The sequence below is a fragment of the Sphingobium salicis subsp. salicis genome (assembly GCF_049472635.1).
Taxonomy (GTDB): Bacteria; Pseudomonadota; Alphaproteobacteria; order Sphingomonadales; family Sphingomonadaceae; genus Sphingobium; species Sphingobium yanoikuyae_A.
In genome coordinates this window covers 3290787-3305593 of sequence record NZ_JAYRCS010000001.1, presented here as the reverse complement: position 1 = coordinate 3305593, position 14807 = coordinate 3290787, and the positions used below count along the sequence as shown (strand labels likewise).

Annotated in this window: 8 protein-coding genes; 4 read left to right on the top strand and 4 right to left on the bottom strand. The window is 65.9% G+C overall.

The genetic code is table 11. The features are described 5' to 3' along the window. Positions 1 to 2 precede the first annotated feature (2 nt). The 3 genes from VHN57_RS16010 to VHN57_RS16000 all read right to left on the bottom strand — a co-directional run bounded on the left by VHN57_RS16010 (position 3) and on the right by VHN57_RS16000 (position 5720). Complete coding sequence (locus VHN57_RS16010; protein ID WP_423284510.1) at positions 3 to 2675, bottom strand: HAD-IC family P-type ATPase; 2673 nt, start codon at positions 2673 to 2675, stop codon at positions 3 to 5. Positions 2676 to 2725: 50 nt separating this feature from the next. After that, positions 2726 to 3973, bottom strand: a complete 1248-nt coding sequence (locus tag VHN57_RS16005; RefSeq protein ID WP_423284508.1) for a phospholipase A — start codon at positions 3971 to 3973, stop codon at positions 2726 to 2728. Between the two features lie 94 nt (positions 3974 to 4067). Then, positions 4068 to 5720, bottom strand: a complete 1653-nt coding sequence (locus VHN57_RS16000; RefSeq protein ID WP_423284506.1) for a hypothetical protein — start codon at positions 5718 to 5720, stop codon at positions 4068 to 4070. Positions 5721 to 5957: 237 nt separating this feature from the next. Here VHN57_RS16000 and VHN57_RS15995 point away from each other — a divergent pair, with 237 nt between their 5' ends. Together VHN57_RS15995 and VHN57_RS15990 are read left to right on the top strand one after the other, a co-directional pair. Then, positions 5958 to 6707: a LytTR family DNA-binding domain-containing protein gene (locus tag VHN57_RS15995; protein WP_423284504.1), complete on the top strand. Its 750-nt coding sequence runs from the start codon at positions 5958 to 5960 to the stop codon at positions 6705 to 6707. A 356-nt stretch (positions 6708 to 7063) separates the two neighbouring features. Next, positions 7064 to 9853 (top strand): TonB-dependent receptor, encoded by a 2790-nt coding sequence (locus VHN57_RS15990; protein WP_010338929.1) that lies wholly within the window; start codon positions 7064 to 7066, stop codon positions 9851 to 9853. Between the two features lie 351 nt (positions 9854 to 10204). On the opposite strand, the gene VHN57_RS15985 is transcribed toward VHN57_RS15990, so the two are convergent. Beyond that, the gene (locus VHN57_RS15985) at positions 10205 to 11227 is read right to left on the bottom strand and encodes a LacI family DNA-binding transcriptional regulator (protein WP_069337408.1); all 1023 of its coding nucleotides are present in this window, start codon (positions 11225 to 11227) and stop codon (positions 10205 to 10207) included. A gap of 158 nt (positions 11228 to 11385) precedes the next feature. On the opposite strand from VHN57_RS15985, the gene VHN57_RS15980 reads away from it, so the two are divergent. Then, positions 11386 to 13209, top strand: coding sequence for an alpha-amylase family glycosyl hydrolase (locus VHN57_RS15980; RefSeq protein WP_278987411.1), 1824 nt, complete (start codon positions 11386 to 11388; stop codon positions 13207 to 13209). Further along, on the top strand, positions 13206 to 14807 hold the full coding sequence (locus VHN57_RS15975; RefSeq protein WP_423284501.1) for an alpha-glucosidase: 1602 nt from the start codon (positions 13206 to 13208) through the stop codon (positions 14805 to 14807). The genes VHN57_RS15980 and VHN57_RS15975 overlap by 4 nt, the downstream gene beginning before the upstream one ends.

The window sequence follows — 14807 nt, the reverse complement described above, 5'->3', positions numbered from 1 at the left end:
GGTCAGATATCCTCGAACCAGGCGAGCCGATGGGCGGCCAGCTTTTCGAGTTCCAGCACGGCGAACATCGCCGCGCCCAGGCCGATGATCATCAGCCCGTCGGTCAGCGACAGCGGCCGGCTGTCGAAAATATCGTGCATGAACGGCGCATAGGTGAAGAGCAGCTGGGCGATCACCACCGCCACGATCGCCGCCAGCACGACCGGCGTGCCCATCGCGCCGCGCAGCGTCAGCGATCGCATGTGCAGGAAGCGGACATTGAACAGATAGAATATCTCGCCCACGATCAGCATGTTGACCACCATGGTCCGGGCGGTGTCGATGTCGTGGCCGACATGCTGGGCATAGAAGAATATCCCCAGCGCCATCGCCCCCATCAGCACCGATACCAGCATGATGCGCCACAGCAGGAAGGGGGAAAGCAGCGGCGCGCCGGCGGCACGCGGTCGCCGCTCCATCGTTCCCGGCTCGGTCGGCTCGAACGCCAGTACCAGCCCCAGCGTCACCGTCAGCACCAGGTTGATCCACAATATCTGCGTCGCCGTCATCGGCAGGGCAAAGCCGGCAATGATCGCGATCACCACCGCCAGCGTCTCGCCGCCATTGGTCGGCAGCGTCCAGCTGATGACCTTGCGGATATTGTCATAGACGGTGCGCCCTTCGCGCACGGCCGCCACGATCGACGCGAAATTATCGTCCAGCAGCACCATCTCGGCCGCCTCCTTGGCGGCCTCCGTGCCCTTGATCCCCATCGCCGTGCCGACATCGGCCTGTTTCAGCGAGGGCGCGTCGTTGACGCCGTCGCCGGTCATGGCGACGACCAGCCCGTGCGACTGAAGCGCGCGGACGATGCGCAGCTTGTGCTCGGGGGAGGAGCGGGCGAACACGTCGACATCGCGCACCCGCGCCGCCAGCGCCTCATCATCCAGCGCCTCGACCTCGGCGCCGCTCATCGCCTGGGGATCATCGTCCAGCGCCAGTTGGCGGGCGATGGCGATGGCGGTGCCGACATGGTCGCCGGTGATCATCTTGACCGCGATGCCGGCCGACCGGCACTGGGCGATCGCCTGGCGTGCCTCGTCGCGTGGCGGATCGATGAAGCCCATAAGCCCCAGCAGCTCGACCCCGCTCTTCAGATCGTCGAAGCCGATCCGGTCGGGCGCTCCGGCGATCCGCTTGACGGCAAAGCCCAGCAGGCGCTCGCCCCGGTCGGCGGCGGCCGACAGCCGCGCGTCCCAGGCGGCGGCATCCGCGCCGGTCATCGCCAGCACCGCTTCGGGCGCACCCTTGATGAAGATGGCGCTGCTGCCATCGGGCGCGCGGTGCAGCGTCGCCATGAAGCGATAGGCGGCATCGAACGGGATTTCGTCGATCCGCGGCCACTCGTCGCGCACATGGTCAGCGCTCAGCCCCGCCTTCATCGCCAGCGCGACCAGCGCGCCCTCCATCGGGTCGCCCTGCACGGTCCAGCCGTCATCCGCTTGGCGCAGCAGGGCATCGTTACACAACAGGCCGCAGCGCAGGATTGGCGCGGCATCAGCCAGCGCCGCGGCATCGTCGCCGCCCTCGGCCACACTGATGGTGCCCGTCGGCGCATAGCCCGATCCGCTGACATGCAGGTCGCCGCCGGGCAGCAGCAGGTGGCGCACGGTCATCTCGTTGCGGGTCAGCGTGCCGGTCTTGTCGGTGCAGATCACCGATGTGGCGCCCAGCGTCTCGACCGCCGGCAGGCGCCGGATCACCGCCTGGCGGGCGGCCATGCGCTGCACGCCGATCGCCAGCGTGATGGTGATGACGGCCGGCAGCCCCTCCGGCACCACGCCGACCGACAGGGCGACGATCGCGATCAGCGCATCGATCCAGTGGAAGCCGCGCGCCAGCACCGAAAACAGGAACAGGATCACCGCGCCGGCCAGCACCGACCAGGTCATCAGCCGGGCGAAATCGTCGATCTGCCGCACCAGCGGCGTCTTGCCGGCCTCGACCGCCTTCAGCATGCCGCTGATCCGGCCGATCTGGGTGTGGTTGCCGGTCTCGACCACCAGCCCGGTCGCCTGGCCGGCGGCCACCAGCGTGCCGGAAAAGGCCATGTTGCTCTGGTCGGCGATGCCGGCGTCGGCGGCGATCAGCGTCTGATGCTTTTCCGCGGCGACCGATTCTCCGGTCAGCGCCGCCTCGTCGATCAGCAGGCCGCGGGCGCGCAGCAGCCGGATGTCGGCCGGCACCCGGTCACCCGCTTCCAGCAGCACGATGTCACCGGGCACCAGATCGGGCACCGCCACCACCCGCCGTTCGCCGCTGCGCAGCACCATGGCATGCGGCGCGATCATGTCCTGGATCGCGCCCAGCGCTTCCTCGGCCTTGCCCTCCTGGATGAAGCCGACGACCGCGTTCACCAGCACCACGGCCAGGATCACGGCAGCATCGATGCCGTGATTCAGCAGCAGCGCGATCAGCGCCGCACCCAGCAGGAAATAGATCAGCACGCTGTTGAAATGCGCCAGGAATCGCAGCAGCGGATGCTGGCGCGGCGCTTCGGGCAGGGCATTGGGGCCATAACGCCGCAGCCGGGCCTCGGCATCGCGCTGGTCCAGCCCGGTCGCTTCGACGGACAGCGTTGCCAGCGCCTCTTCGGGCGGCAGCGCATGCCAGGCAACGGGCGGGGCAGAGGACATCGGCTTCCCTTTCAGTCGCGTCGAGCGGCCGGGGGCAAGCCACCCGGCGGTCAGCGCACCAGCGCGAAGCCGATCCGCAATCTTGTTATGGAACGATTATAGTCCAACAGGTTCTCGCCATATCCGGCAAATCCCTGAGCGAACAAATAGAGATCGGGGCCGCCGCCCAGCAGGCGCGGCAGCGGATAGGACAGGTCGGCGTTGATCGCGCCCTTGCCCGATCCGAAATTGAATCGGCTATTGGTGGACAGGCGCAGCCCGTCATCATCGCCGACCTGCAGGAACAGGCCGGCATGGCCGCGATAGCGGACGATATCGGGATTGTCGGACTTGTCGCCGACATAGAAGGTCAGGCGCGGCGCCACCAGCAGCCGCCGCTCCTCGCCCAGCGAGAAGGCCGCCATCGGTGCGACATAGACGCTGTTGATGCTGCGCGACGCATCGCCGTCCCGGCCGTTGGATTCGTGCCGAAGCCCGCCCTGCAGCGCCAGCGACATGCCGTTTTTCAGCATCCGGGTCGGCGTCACATAGATGATCTCGGGCTGATAATCGATGTTGCGGAAGGGCATGGAATTGGCGCCCAGATCCCAGAACATGCGCTGGGTATAGGCGAAATGCAGGCCATCCCGCCAGGAACTGGGCAAATGCGCGGCATCGCGCGACCCGAACAACCGATATTCGAAGCTCAACTGCAACCGGGCATCGGTATTGGTGCCGGGGCCATAGACCGCATAGATCGGCTCATAGGGCGCCAGATTGCCGATGAAGGCATTGCCGGCGCTGCGATCGGCCGGCGGCGCGACCGGCGGCGGCACCGGGGTTCCGGGCGGCGGCGGCGGCGGTGGGACAGGCACCGGCGAAGCGGCCGCCATCCGCGAGGCCGCCGCGCCATGCAGCGCCACCTGCGGCGAATTCCACGCCGGGATCGACAGCAACGCGCCCTCGGCCATGTCGCTCGCGGCCAATTGATAGCGCGCCTGGGCAAAGCCGCCCGGCGCAATCTCCACCGTCTCCGGCACGCCCGGCGCCCGGCGCAGCCACAGCCGGCGCGCCGCGCCATCCTGTTCCACCAGCGCCTCGACCCGGTCGGGCAGCGGCATGGTGGCGGGCGCCGCGCCCATGTTGAGGAAGCGCAGTTCGATCGCGGCCATGCCTTGCGCATCGGTCGCACCGACCCGGCCGATCAGCGTCTCGACCGGCGCCTGCGCCCGCAGCATCGTCGGGCAAAGCGCGGTGCCGGCAATCAGCAGCAGATGGACACGCGCGCGGCAGGCGCGCGCGAAAAGGCGATCGATCATCTTCTATCCCTGGCCAGTTGGTCCGCCCGGACGCAGTCAACCGGACAGGGAAGAGGATAACAATCCTGTCAAATCAATACAAACCGCCTCGACCTCACGGCGCGAGCCGGTCCACGCTCAGGCGCTGGCCGCCATATTCGGCAAAGCCCCGGCTGCGTGGCTGGCCATCGGCTTGGGGCGTGAAGTCGATCGCGGCAGGCTTGGGGCCGCCCAGCGGCCCGAACGTGATCTGCAGCTTCATGATGCCGGGCTTGGGACCGGTCAGGCGTATGTCCGCTTCGTAGCTGGACTGGCCGCGCATATTGATCTGCGTCGTCTCGCGCCCGCTATAGACCTGCTTCCCGTCGTCGCTGAAATCGACATAGATTTTCTCGATGGCGCCGCTCGTGCGCCGATATTGGATATGGCCCGACCGCCGGCCATAGACCTTCACGTCGATATTCTGGCTCTTGCCCGCCAGCGCCGACAGGGTGGACAGGTCGGTATCGCCGTAGGGCAGGCTGTCGGGCACGGCATGCGGGGCGACCGCCGGCCCGGCCTTGTATCCGGGCAGGGTGACGATCTGGACCCGCTTGCTCTCGCTGCCGCGCAGCCCCTCGATCCATGTCGCCCGGCGGCTGTCGGGATGCCAGGACATGGGCGAATGAAACACCCAGTCGGCCTGGCTGCTGAGGTTCGCGCCCAGATAGCCCGCCTCGCGCTGCGACCGGGCGATGTCGATCAGCGCCGGCCCGACATTGCCTGGCCGGGCCGTGCGCACGCCGGTGACGGCATAAGTATAGGCGAACATGCTCAGCCCCATGTTCAGGCTGTCGGGATAGGGGCGGGGCATCAGCCCCAATATCGCCGGGTCGGTCTGCGAAAAGCGGGTGGTCATCACCATGCCCAACCGCTCGTCCGGCGAGAAGATCGTCGTTTCGGTATAGCCCGGCGTGTCGGTGATCGGCGTCACCTTGCCGCTCGCCAGGTCCATCACCACCGAATCGGGTAAGTCGCGCTTCACCGCGCCGACCAGCGACAGGGCGCTGCCGCCATGGACGAACTGCTTCACCTCGCCACCGCGGATCGGCGACGGGATGACGCCATCGGCATGGGCGGGATCGGGGCGGAAGGGATCGCTGCTGCTGATGATCTGCGGCCGGGTGACGACATAGCCATCCGGGCCGCGCGTCAGTTCGCCGGTCAGCACCGCGGCGGAATAATTGGCGAGCAGGGTCGTCCAGGCGATATGGCGATTGTCCGGCGCCACCACCATTTCCGACCAGCGATGCCAGATATGCGCGCCATCGGCCACCTGCGGCGGATAGGTGACGGGCACCAGTTGCGCCTGCGTGCAATCGTCCAGGCTGGTCGGGCATTCGATCACGAAATCGCCCAGGAAAATGCGCTTATTGTCGGCAAACACCATGTAGCGGATGCCATTATCCTTCGGCCGGGCGGGAATCGTCCCGCTGAAGATCGGACGGATATGGCTGCCATCATCGTCCATGATGGCGAGGTTGATCTGCCGCGGATCGCTCTCGCCCGGTTTGGCATAGGTCAGCAATATCCGGCCCGACGGCGTGTAGGTGGCGCTTTGCGGCCGCATGTCGGCGGGCAATGTCAGGGTGCGGATCACCGGCTGGCCGAACAGCGCGCCATCCGCCCTGGGCCGCGCCAGGGACGGGCCGCCATCCAGCGCCAGTCCGCCAATCAGGATGGGCAGCATGGCCAAGATAGGCAGCCGGCGGGAAGGGGGCTTGGTCACCAAATTCTCTCCTCGTCTCGGCCTTGGCCCAGGGGCACCGGGCGGCCGTCCACTCTGCTGATGGCACCAGCCCGTCGGCCGGCAAGCGCCAATCCGTTACGCGGAAAGGGGGCTTGCCAATGTCCCGCAAAACCGGGCATTTTCCAGCCGGCGCTTCGCGAACGGGCAGGGCGACAAGCGGGACGGAGAGGGGAATAACCGATTTTCAACCGACGCATCTTGCTGGAGCTATGGGCGATGCTGCTGCTGGCCGGCATCATCGGCTTCATGGGGCCGTTCGGCACCTATATGCGCGACGGTCTGCCGGGGCGGATCGGCCATTGGTGGCTGCTGCTGATGGGGGCCTATATCCTCGTCCGGCCGGTGATCTGGCTGCTGCGCCGGCTGGCGCTGCGGATCGACCTTTCGGTGTCGATCACCGTCTTTTCCGGCGTGTCGCTCTGCGTCGTGCCGTTGGCCTTCCTCTGGCGCAATGTCGGCCGCACCGCCTTTCGCGACCTGGACGGCTTTACCGGCCTGCTGCCCTTTTCCTTCCTCTGCGCGCTCACCGTGCTGGTCGTCACCCACTGGGCCGAACAGACCGACCGGCGGCTGGCCCAGCGAGGTATCCTGCCGCCGCCCGCCGATGCCCCGCACCCCGAAGGCGCCGCCGCCACATCCCCGGCCGAACCCGCCCTGCGCAATCGCCTGTCGGCCGGCTTTGCCGGGCCGATCCTGGCGCTGCAGAGCGAGGATCATTATGTCCGCGTCCATGGCGCAGGCGGCAGCGAATTGCTGCTGATGCGGCTGCGCGACGCGATTGCGGAGATGGAGGGGGTGGCCGGCGCGCAGGTGCATCGCAGCTGGTGGATCGCCCATCGCGCCATCCTGCGCTGCGATCCGGCCGGGCGCAGCTGGCTCATCACCCTGGATGGCGGGCTCAGCGTCCCCGTCGCGCGCGATTCGGTCGCCCGGCTGCAACGGGCCGGCTTCCTGCCCGCGTCCTGACCGGCTCTGGCGGGCAAAAGAAAACCCCGCCGGAGCAAGCTCTACGACGGGGCCAGGTTCAGGGAGGTGTCACTCCAAAGGGGGGGAAGAGTGACAGGACCAATCTAGGAAAGCGCGCGTCCCTTTCAAGCATCAACCGCATATTTTTGTCGGCGGCAGCGCCCATGTCACCGGCCTTATCGCACGGCTGAACCCGCTATTTTGGTCATTTCCGCTACGGTAACCGGCCATGTCGTGAATATGGCTGAATACGTATGCTGGAATCTGTGCAGAGGGTCGGGGGCGGCGCTATTTGAACCAGACCGACACATGTCGGCAAGAAACGCTCAAGATGCGTCCTGGGGAGGATCACTGTCATGCATCAATTCCGTCATACCGTCCTGCGCGCTGCGCTGCTGGCAGGGGCTTCCTTCTCGTTCGCCGCGGTCGCCCATGCGCAGACCGACGCCGAAACCGCGACGCCCGCCGCACCCGCCGCCGGCGAATCCGAAGGCATCGTCGTCACCGGCATCCGCGCCTCGCTCGCCTCCGCCGCCAAGGTGAAGCGCGATTCCGTGCTGATCGTCGATTCCATCTCGGCCGAAGATGTCGGCAAGCTGCCCGACGTGTCGATCGCGGACTCGCTCGCCCGTCTGCCCGGCGTCACCGCCCAGCGCCTCGAAGGCCGCGACCAGCGCCTGTCGATCCGTGGCCTTGGCCCGGACTTCTCGACCACCCTGCTCAACGGCCGCGAACAGGTCACTGTCGGCGACAATCGCGGCGTCGAATATGACCAGTATCCCTCGGAATTCTTCCAGAACGTCAATGTCTACAAGAGCGCCGACGCCGCGCTGATCGCCGCCGGCATCTCCGGCACGGTCGACCTGCGCATGCTGCGTCCGCTCGACAAGAATGACCGCATCCTCGCCGTGTCGCTGCGCGGCCAGATGAATGGCATGGACAAGCTCAATCCCGATGGCGAACGCTATGGCTATCGCGCCTCGGCCACCTATGTCGATCAGTTCGCCGACGACACGCTGGGCCTGTCGCTGGGCTTCGCCGCCTCGCAGACCCCGTCGCAGAATGAGCGCTTCAACGCCTGGGGTTATCCCACCGATGCCGACGGCAATCTGATCATCGGCGGTGCCAAGCCCTATGTGCAGTCGAACCTGCTCAAGCGCTACGGCATGGTCGGCACGCTGGAATGGCAGCCGAGCGACAATTTCCACTCGACCTTCGATGTTCTCGCCTCACATTTCGAGGAAGAACAGCGCCTGCGCGGCATCGAATTCCCGCTCGTCTGGGGCACGGACGTCGGCGTCAGCGACGTGACGGTCGAAAATGGCTTCGTCACCGGCGCCACCTTCTCCAACGTCTATGGCGTCCAGCGCAACGACTATAACAAGCGCAAGGCCGACACCATTTCGCTCGGCTGGAACAACGACATCCGCCTGAACGATCGCCTCAAGCTCAATGTCGACGCCAGCTGGTCGCGCGCCAAGCGCACCGACTTCCTGCTCGAAACCTATTCGGGCACCGGCTATCTGCGGTCGGGCGTGTCCGACACGGTGCGTGTGGAGCGCCAGTCGAACGGCCTGTTCAGCATCGTGCCGACGCTCGACTATACCGACACCAACGTCATCAGCCTGACCGACCCCAATGGCTGGGGCTATAACGGCACCACCGCCGTCGTGCAGGCGGGCTTCCTCAACCGGCCCAAGTTCATCGACGACATGAAGTCGTTCCGCGCCAACCTGGTCGGCGACATTTCCGGCAGCATCTTCAGCAACTGGGAAGTCGGCGGCAATTACAGCCGGCGCAAGAAGACCAGCGCCTATACCAGCTATTTCCTCTGCCCCACCGGCGGCACGGATTGCACCATCGCCAATGGCACGCCCGGTTCGGCGCCGGTGCCGCAGGAAGCACTGCTCGGCAAGAATGTCTCGCTCGACTATCTGGGCGTGCCGGCGATGCTGACGCTCGATCCGCTCTATCTCTACAACAACACGCTCGACGCCGTGTTCGACAATCGTCCCTCGTCGCTGGTGCGCGACAATGTCGTGAAGGAAGATGTCTTCACCGGCTATGCGAAGATGACGCTGGACGGCGATCTGGGCGGCAAGCCGCTCAAGGGCGCGATCGGCGTGCAGGTGATCCACACCCGCCAGGCGTCGACCGGCACCATCTCCAACTTCTCCAACGGCGTCGTCACCGTCGTCCCGGCCTCGGGCAAGGAAAGCTTCACCAATTTCCTGCCCAGCGCGCAGTTCTCGGTCGAGCTGGAACCCGGCTTCTTCGTGAAGATGGGCGCGGCCCAGACCATGGTGCGTCCGCGCATGGACCAGGAACGCATCAACCAGGAGTATAATTTCAACCTGGCCAATGTCGGCCTCGGCTCCGACCCGCAATATAGCCCGTTCAGCTCGAACGGCGGCAACATCGCGCTGCGTCCCTATCAGTCGACCAATATCGACCTGTCGATCGAGAAATATTTTCCGGGCGGCGGCTATGTCTCGCTCGCGGGCTATTTCAAGAATCTGACCGACTTCGTCGATCCCAACAACAATATCGCCTATGATTTCTCGGACGTGCTGGCCTCGCTGCCTGCCGACATCCGCAACCAGATCATCGCCGACGGCAGCTATATCGGCCTGCTGAAGGCTCCGGCCAACACCGGCAAGGGCACGATCATGGGTGCGGAAGGCACCGTCTCGCTGCCGTTCAAGGTGTTTAGCGAAACGCTCGACGGCTTCGGCATCTTCGCCAGCGGCTCCTACACCCACAGCGAAGTCAAATATGGCAGCAACCCGACCGATGTCGTCACCCTGCCGGGCCTGTCCAAATGGGTCGCCAGCGGCACGGCCTATTATGAAAAGAGCGGTTTCCAGGCGCGCGTCTCCTATCGCTATCGCTCCTCCTTCCTGGGCGAAGTCGCCGGCCTCTCGGCCGCGCCGACCTTCCGCACCGCCAAGGCCGAGGGCATTCTCGACGCGCAGATCGGCTATGAATTCCAGTCGGGGCCGCTCACCGGCCTGTCGATCCTGCTGCAGGGCAAGAACCTCACCGACCAGCCCTTCGTCACCTATCAGAATGGCGATAAGCGCCAGGTCATCGACTATCAGCGCTACGGCCGCGATTATTATCTGGGCCTGACCTACAAGTTCTGATCGGCCTGCGGCCGACCGGGCACGTTCTGACCGGCCTTTGCGCCGGTCGGGCAAGTTCTGAAATTCCTCCCCGGATTGCCCGACTGCACGCGGGTAATCCCCCTCCCCGGACCGCCGCCCCTTAGAGGGGAGGGCGGTCCGTTTTTCTTTGGGGGAGAGGGAGTGGAAACGGCACCGTTATTCCCTCGCCCGCTTGCGGGAGAGGGAGGGGCCCGCCGCGTAGCGGTGGGAGAGTGAGGGTCTGTTTCGCGATGAGCGCAGGGCCCTCATCCAACTGCGCCTAGCCGGCTGCGCCGCCAAGGCTCCGTATCCTTCTCCCGCCTGCGGGAGAAGGAGGGAGGGGCGAGAATATTAAGCCGTCATCCGCGTGATCAGTCGGGGCGCCAGCAAGGTCGGCGTTACCGGCTTGCGGTCGATCTGGCCGATCAGCGCGTCGACCAGCACCTCGCCCGCGTGCAGATAATCCTGCGCCACGGTGGTTAGCGGTTGCCGCGTCAGGCTGGCGGCGGGGATATCGTCGAAGCCGATCAGGGCGACGTCGCCCGGTACCGACAGCCCATGTTCGTCCAGCGCCCGCATCGCGCCGATCGCGATCAGGTCGGACCCGGCGAAGATCGCGTCGAACGTCACGCCGCGCGCGATCAGGCGGCTCGCCGCCTCATAACCCGACTGCTCGGTCGACAGCGCGTCGACATGCAGGCCGGGGTCGACCGCATGGCCGGCTTCGCGCAGCACATCGGACAGGCCGGCATAACGGTCGCGAAATTCGGGATAATGGCTCGATGCGTCGCCCAGAAAGGCGATCCGGCTGCATCCGCGCGCGATCAGGTGGGCGCCCGCGTCCCGCCCGCCGCGCCGGTTGTCGCAGCCGATCGTCATCCCCAGCGCATGCTGGTCGACCGATCCCCAGCGCACGAAATGCGTGCCCTGCGCCACCAGCTGCTCCAGCCGGGTGCGATAGATTTCATAGTCGCCATAGCCCAGCAGGATGATGCCGTCGGCCTTGCGGCTATCCTCATAATCGACATGCCAGTCGGTCGAGAGCTGCTGGAAACTGGTCAGCAAATCATAGCCGCGCTTGGCGCAGGTCTGCAGGATCGGCCCCAGCATCGACAGGAAGAAGGGGTTGATCCAGCTTTCGTCGGGCAGCAGATCCTCGAAGAAGAGAAGGGCCAGCGTATTGCTCTTGCCCCGCCGCAGCGAGGACGCATTCTTGTCCACCGTATAGTTGAGCTGCCGGGCGATCGCCTCGACCCGCAACCGCGTCGCCTCGCTCACCGTCTTGTCGCCGCGCAGCGCGCGCGAGACGGTCGGCTGGGACACGCCGGCCAGCGTGGCGATGTCGAAGGATGTCACTTTGTCGTTGGCGGCCATGGCGCGACCCTACGCCAGCGAGTCTCCATTGGGAATAGAAGGGTTTGAAACCGGTCTGAATACGTATGCCGCTCCCTTGGCCCGCCCTGTCCCCGCCGACTAAGAAGGGGCCAAGCCGCGGCAATCGGGCACAAGCGGCAATGGGAGGGATGAAGGCCATGCGCGGACGAACGGCAATGCTGCTGGCTGCGCTCTGCGCGCTTCCCGCTCCGGCGTTGGCACAGGATGACGGTTTCCGCGCCCGCCTGCCCGAAGATGAAGTCATCTATTTCGTCCTGCCCGACCGGTTCGACAATGCCGATCCCGCCAATGACAAGGGCGGCCTCAAGGGCGACCGGCTCCAGACCGGCTATGATCCCGCGTCCAAGGGTTTCTACCATGGCGGCGACATCCAGGGGCTGATCCGCCGGCTCGACTATATTCAGGGGCTGGGCGCCACCGCCATCTGGGTCGGGCCGATCTTCCGCAACAAGCCGGTGCAGGGGCCCAAGGGGCAGGAAAGCGCCGGCTATCACGGTTATTGGATCACCGATTTCGAGCATGTCGATCTGCATTTCGGCACCGACGCGGATTTTGCCGCGCTGGTGAAGGCCGCCCATGGCCGGGGGATGAAGGTCTATATGGACATCATCGCCAACCATACGGCCGACGTGATCCGCTATCGCGAATGCGCCGACCGGCCCTGTCCCTATCGCTCGCGCGCCGACTATCCCTATCAGCGGCGCGGCGGCGTGGCCGGGGCGGCGATCAATCCGGGCTTTGCCGGCGACGCCGATCATAGCGAGGACAATTTCGGCAAGCTCACCGACCCCGCCTATGCCTATACCCCCTTCGTGCCGAAGGGCGAGCAGGCGGTGAAGAACCCGGCCTGGCTCGACGATGTGCGCTATTATCATAATCGCGGCGAGACGACCTATTCGGGCGAGAGCGCGACCATGGGCGATTTTGCCGGGCTCGACGATCTGATGACCGAACATCCGCGCGTGATCGCCGGCATGATCGACATTTTCGGCGGCTGGATCGACCGCTTCGGCATTGACGGCTTTCGCATCGACACCGCCCGCCATGTCGACCCGCATTTCTGGCAGCAGTTCGTCCCCGCCATGCAGGCGCGGGCCAAAGCGCGCGGCATCCCCAATTTCCATGTCTTCGGCGAAGTCTATGTCGAGACGGTCGATGCCGGCCCGCTCGCCTGGCACACCCGTGCAGGCGGCTTTCCCGCCGTGCTCGACTTCGCCTTCCGCCAGGCCGCGCTGGAAACCGTCGCAGGCAAGGCGGCGACCGCGACCTGGGAACGCATGCTGACCGGCGACGCCCTCTATCAGGGTGGCGCCGCCACCGCGCGCCAGTTGCCGACCTTCGTCAGCAATCATGACGCCGGCCGTTTCGCCACCTTCGTCCGCCGCGCCTTCCCGCAGGCTGGCGAGGATGAGGTGCTGCGCCGGGTGATGCTCGCCAACGCCATGCTGCTGACGCTGCGCGGCGTGCCGACCATCTATTATGGCGATGAACAGGGTTTTGTCGGCGATGGCGGCGATCAGGACGCGCGCGAGGATATGTTCGGCAGCCAGGTGGCGAGCTATAACGACAATCGCCTGCTCGGCAGCACTGCCACCACCGCCACCGCGCGCTTCGACCCCGCCCATCCGCTCTATCGCGAGATCTCAGCGCTCGCCCGCCTGCGCACTGGCCATGCCGCGCTCCGCCGAGGCAGCGAGACGATCCGCGCGCGCGGCGACGAGCCCGGCCTGTTCGCCGTCTCCCGCTTCGATCCCGACACGGGCGCGGAATATCTGATCGCCTTCAACACATCGACCGCGCCGATCAGGGCGCAGGTTCAGGTGGATACCGCCTCCACCGCCTTCGACACTCTCGCCGGCGCGGCCTGTGCCCCGCGCGCGTCCGCGCCCGGCAGCCTCGCCCTCGACCTTCCTCCCCTTGGCTACAGCGTCTGCGCTGTACGGAGCGCTAATCCGCAATGACCGACGCACTGACTCCCTGGTGGCGCGGCGCCACCATCTACCAGATCTACCCGCGCAGCTTCGCCGACTCTAATGGCGACGGCATTGGCGATCTGGCCGGCATCACCGCCCATCTTCCCTATGTCGCCTCGCTCGGCGTCGACGCCATCTGGCTCTCGCCCTTCTTCAAGAGCCCGATGCGCGACTTCGGCTATGACGTGTCGGATTATTGCGATGTCGATCCGATCTTCGGCACGCTCGCTGATTTCGACGCGCTGATCGCCCGCGCTCATGACCTCGGCCTGCGCATCATCGTCGATCAGGTCTGGGCCCATACCTCCGACGAACATCCCTGGTTCATCGAAAGCCGCTCCAGCCGCCAGAACGACCATGCCGACTGGTATGTCTGGGCCGATGCCAAGCCCGACGGCACGCCGCCCAACAACTGGCAGTCGGTATTTGGCGGCCCGGCCTGGACCTGGGACGCGCGGCGCGGCCAGTACTATATGCACAATTTCCTGAAGGAGCAGCCACAGATCAACCTGCACAATGGAAAGGTGCAGGCGGCGGTGCTGGATATTGTCCGCTTCTGGCTCGACCGCGGCGTCGACGGCTTCCGCATCGATGCGATCAACCATTCGATGCCCGACCCGCAACTGCGCGACAATCCGCCCGCGCCCGAAGACGGCCGCATCCGCACGCGCCCCTATGATTTCCAGATCAAGCGCTACAGCCAGAGCCACCCGGATATTCCGCTGTTCCTGGAAAAGGTGCGTTCGGTGTTCGACGAATATCCCGATCGCTTCACCGTCGCCGAAGTCGGCGGGGATGACAGCGATGCGGAAATGAAGGCCTTCACCCAGGGCGATCATCGCCTCAACACCGCCTATGGCTTCGACTTCCTCTATGCCCCCAAATTGACCGCGCCGTTCCTCAAAGACGCGCTGTCGCGCTGGCCGGCGGAGCAGGGGATTGGTTGGCCGAGCTGGGCGTTCGAAAATCATGACGCGCCGCGCGCCGTTTCGCGCTGGGCCGGCGACATCGACGCCCATGCCTATTGCCGGATGAAGATGCTGCTGCTGGCCTGCCTGCGCGGCAATATCTTCCTCTATTATGGCGAGGAACTGGGCCTGCCGCAGGTCGATATCGCGTTCGAGGATTTGCAGGATCCCGAAGCGATCGCCAACTGGCCGCTGACCCTGTCGCGCGACGGCGCCCGCACGCCCATGCCCTGGACCGGCGCGGCCCCGTGGCTCGGCTTCTCCGATGCCAGGCCCTGGCTGCCGGTGGGGGAGGCGCATCGCCCGCTCGCCGTCGATGTGCAGGAAGCCGACCCCGTCTCGCTGCTCCACTGGACGCGCGCGGTGCTGGCCCTGCGCAACGCCACCCCGGCGCTGCGCAGCGGCACGATCACCTTTCTCGATACGCCGGACGATCTGCTCGCTTTCGAACGGACGCAGGACGGGCAGCAGCGCCTTTGCGTCTTCAACCTCGGCACCAGCCCCGTCGCCTGGCGCCCGGCCGATGCGGACCGCTGGCAGGTCGAACTGTCGACTGGCCGCATCGCCGACTGGAATTTCGCCCCCGCATCCGGCCTCGTCGCCGCCTTCCAAGTTTAA

Coding starts and splice junctions, on each gene's coding strand:
- VHN57_RS16010 (WP_423284510.1), bottom strand. CDS start 2,675: ATGTCCTCTGCCCCGCCCGTTGCCTGGCATGCGCTGCCGCCCGAAGAG.
- VHN57_RS16005 (WP_423284508.1), bottom strand. CDS start 3,973: ATGATCGATCGCCTTTTCGCGCGCGCCTGCCGCGCGCGTGTCCATCTG.
- VHN57_RS15995 (WP_423284504.1), top strand. CDS start 5,958: ATGCTGCTGCTGGCCGGCATCATCGGCTTCATGGGGCCGTTCGGCACC.
- VHN57_RS15990 (WP_010338929.1), top strand. CDS start 7,064: ATGCATCAATTCCGTCATACCGTCCTGCGCGCTGCGCTGCTGGCAGGG.
- VHN57_RS15985 (WP_069337408.1), bottom strand. CDS start 11,227: ATGGCCGCCAACGACAAAGTGACATCCTTCGACATCGCCACGCTGGCC.
- VHN57_RS15980 (WP_278987411.1), top strand. CDS start 11,386: ATGCGCGGACGAACGGCAATGCTGCTGGCTGCGCTCTGCGCGCTTCCC.
- VHN57_RS15975 (WP_423284501.1), top strand. CDS start 13,206: ATGACCGACGCACTGACTCCCTGGTGGCGCGGCGCCACCATCTACCAG.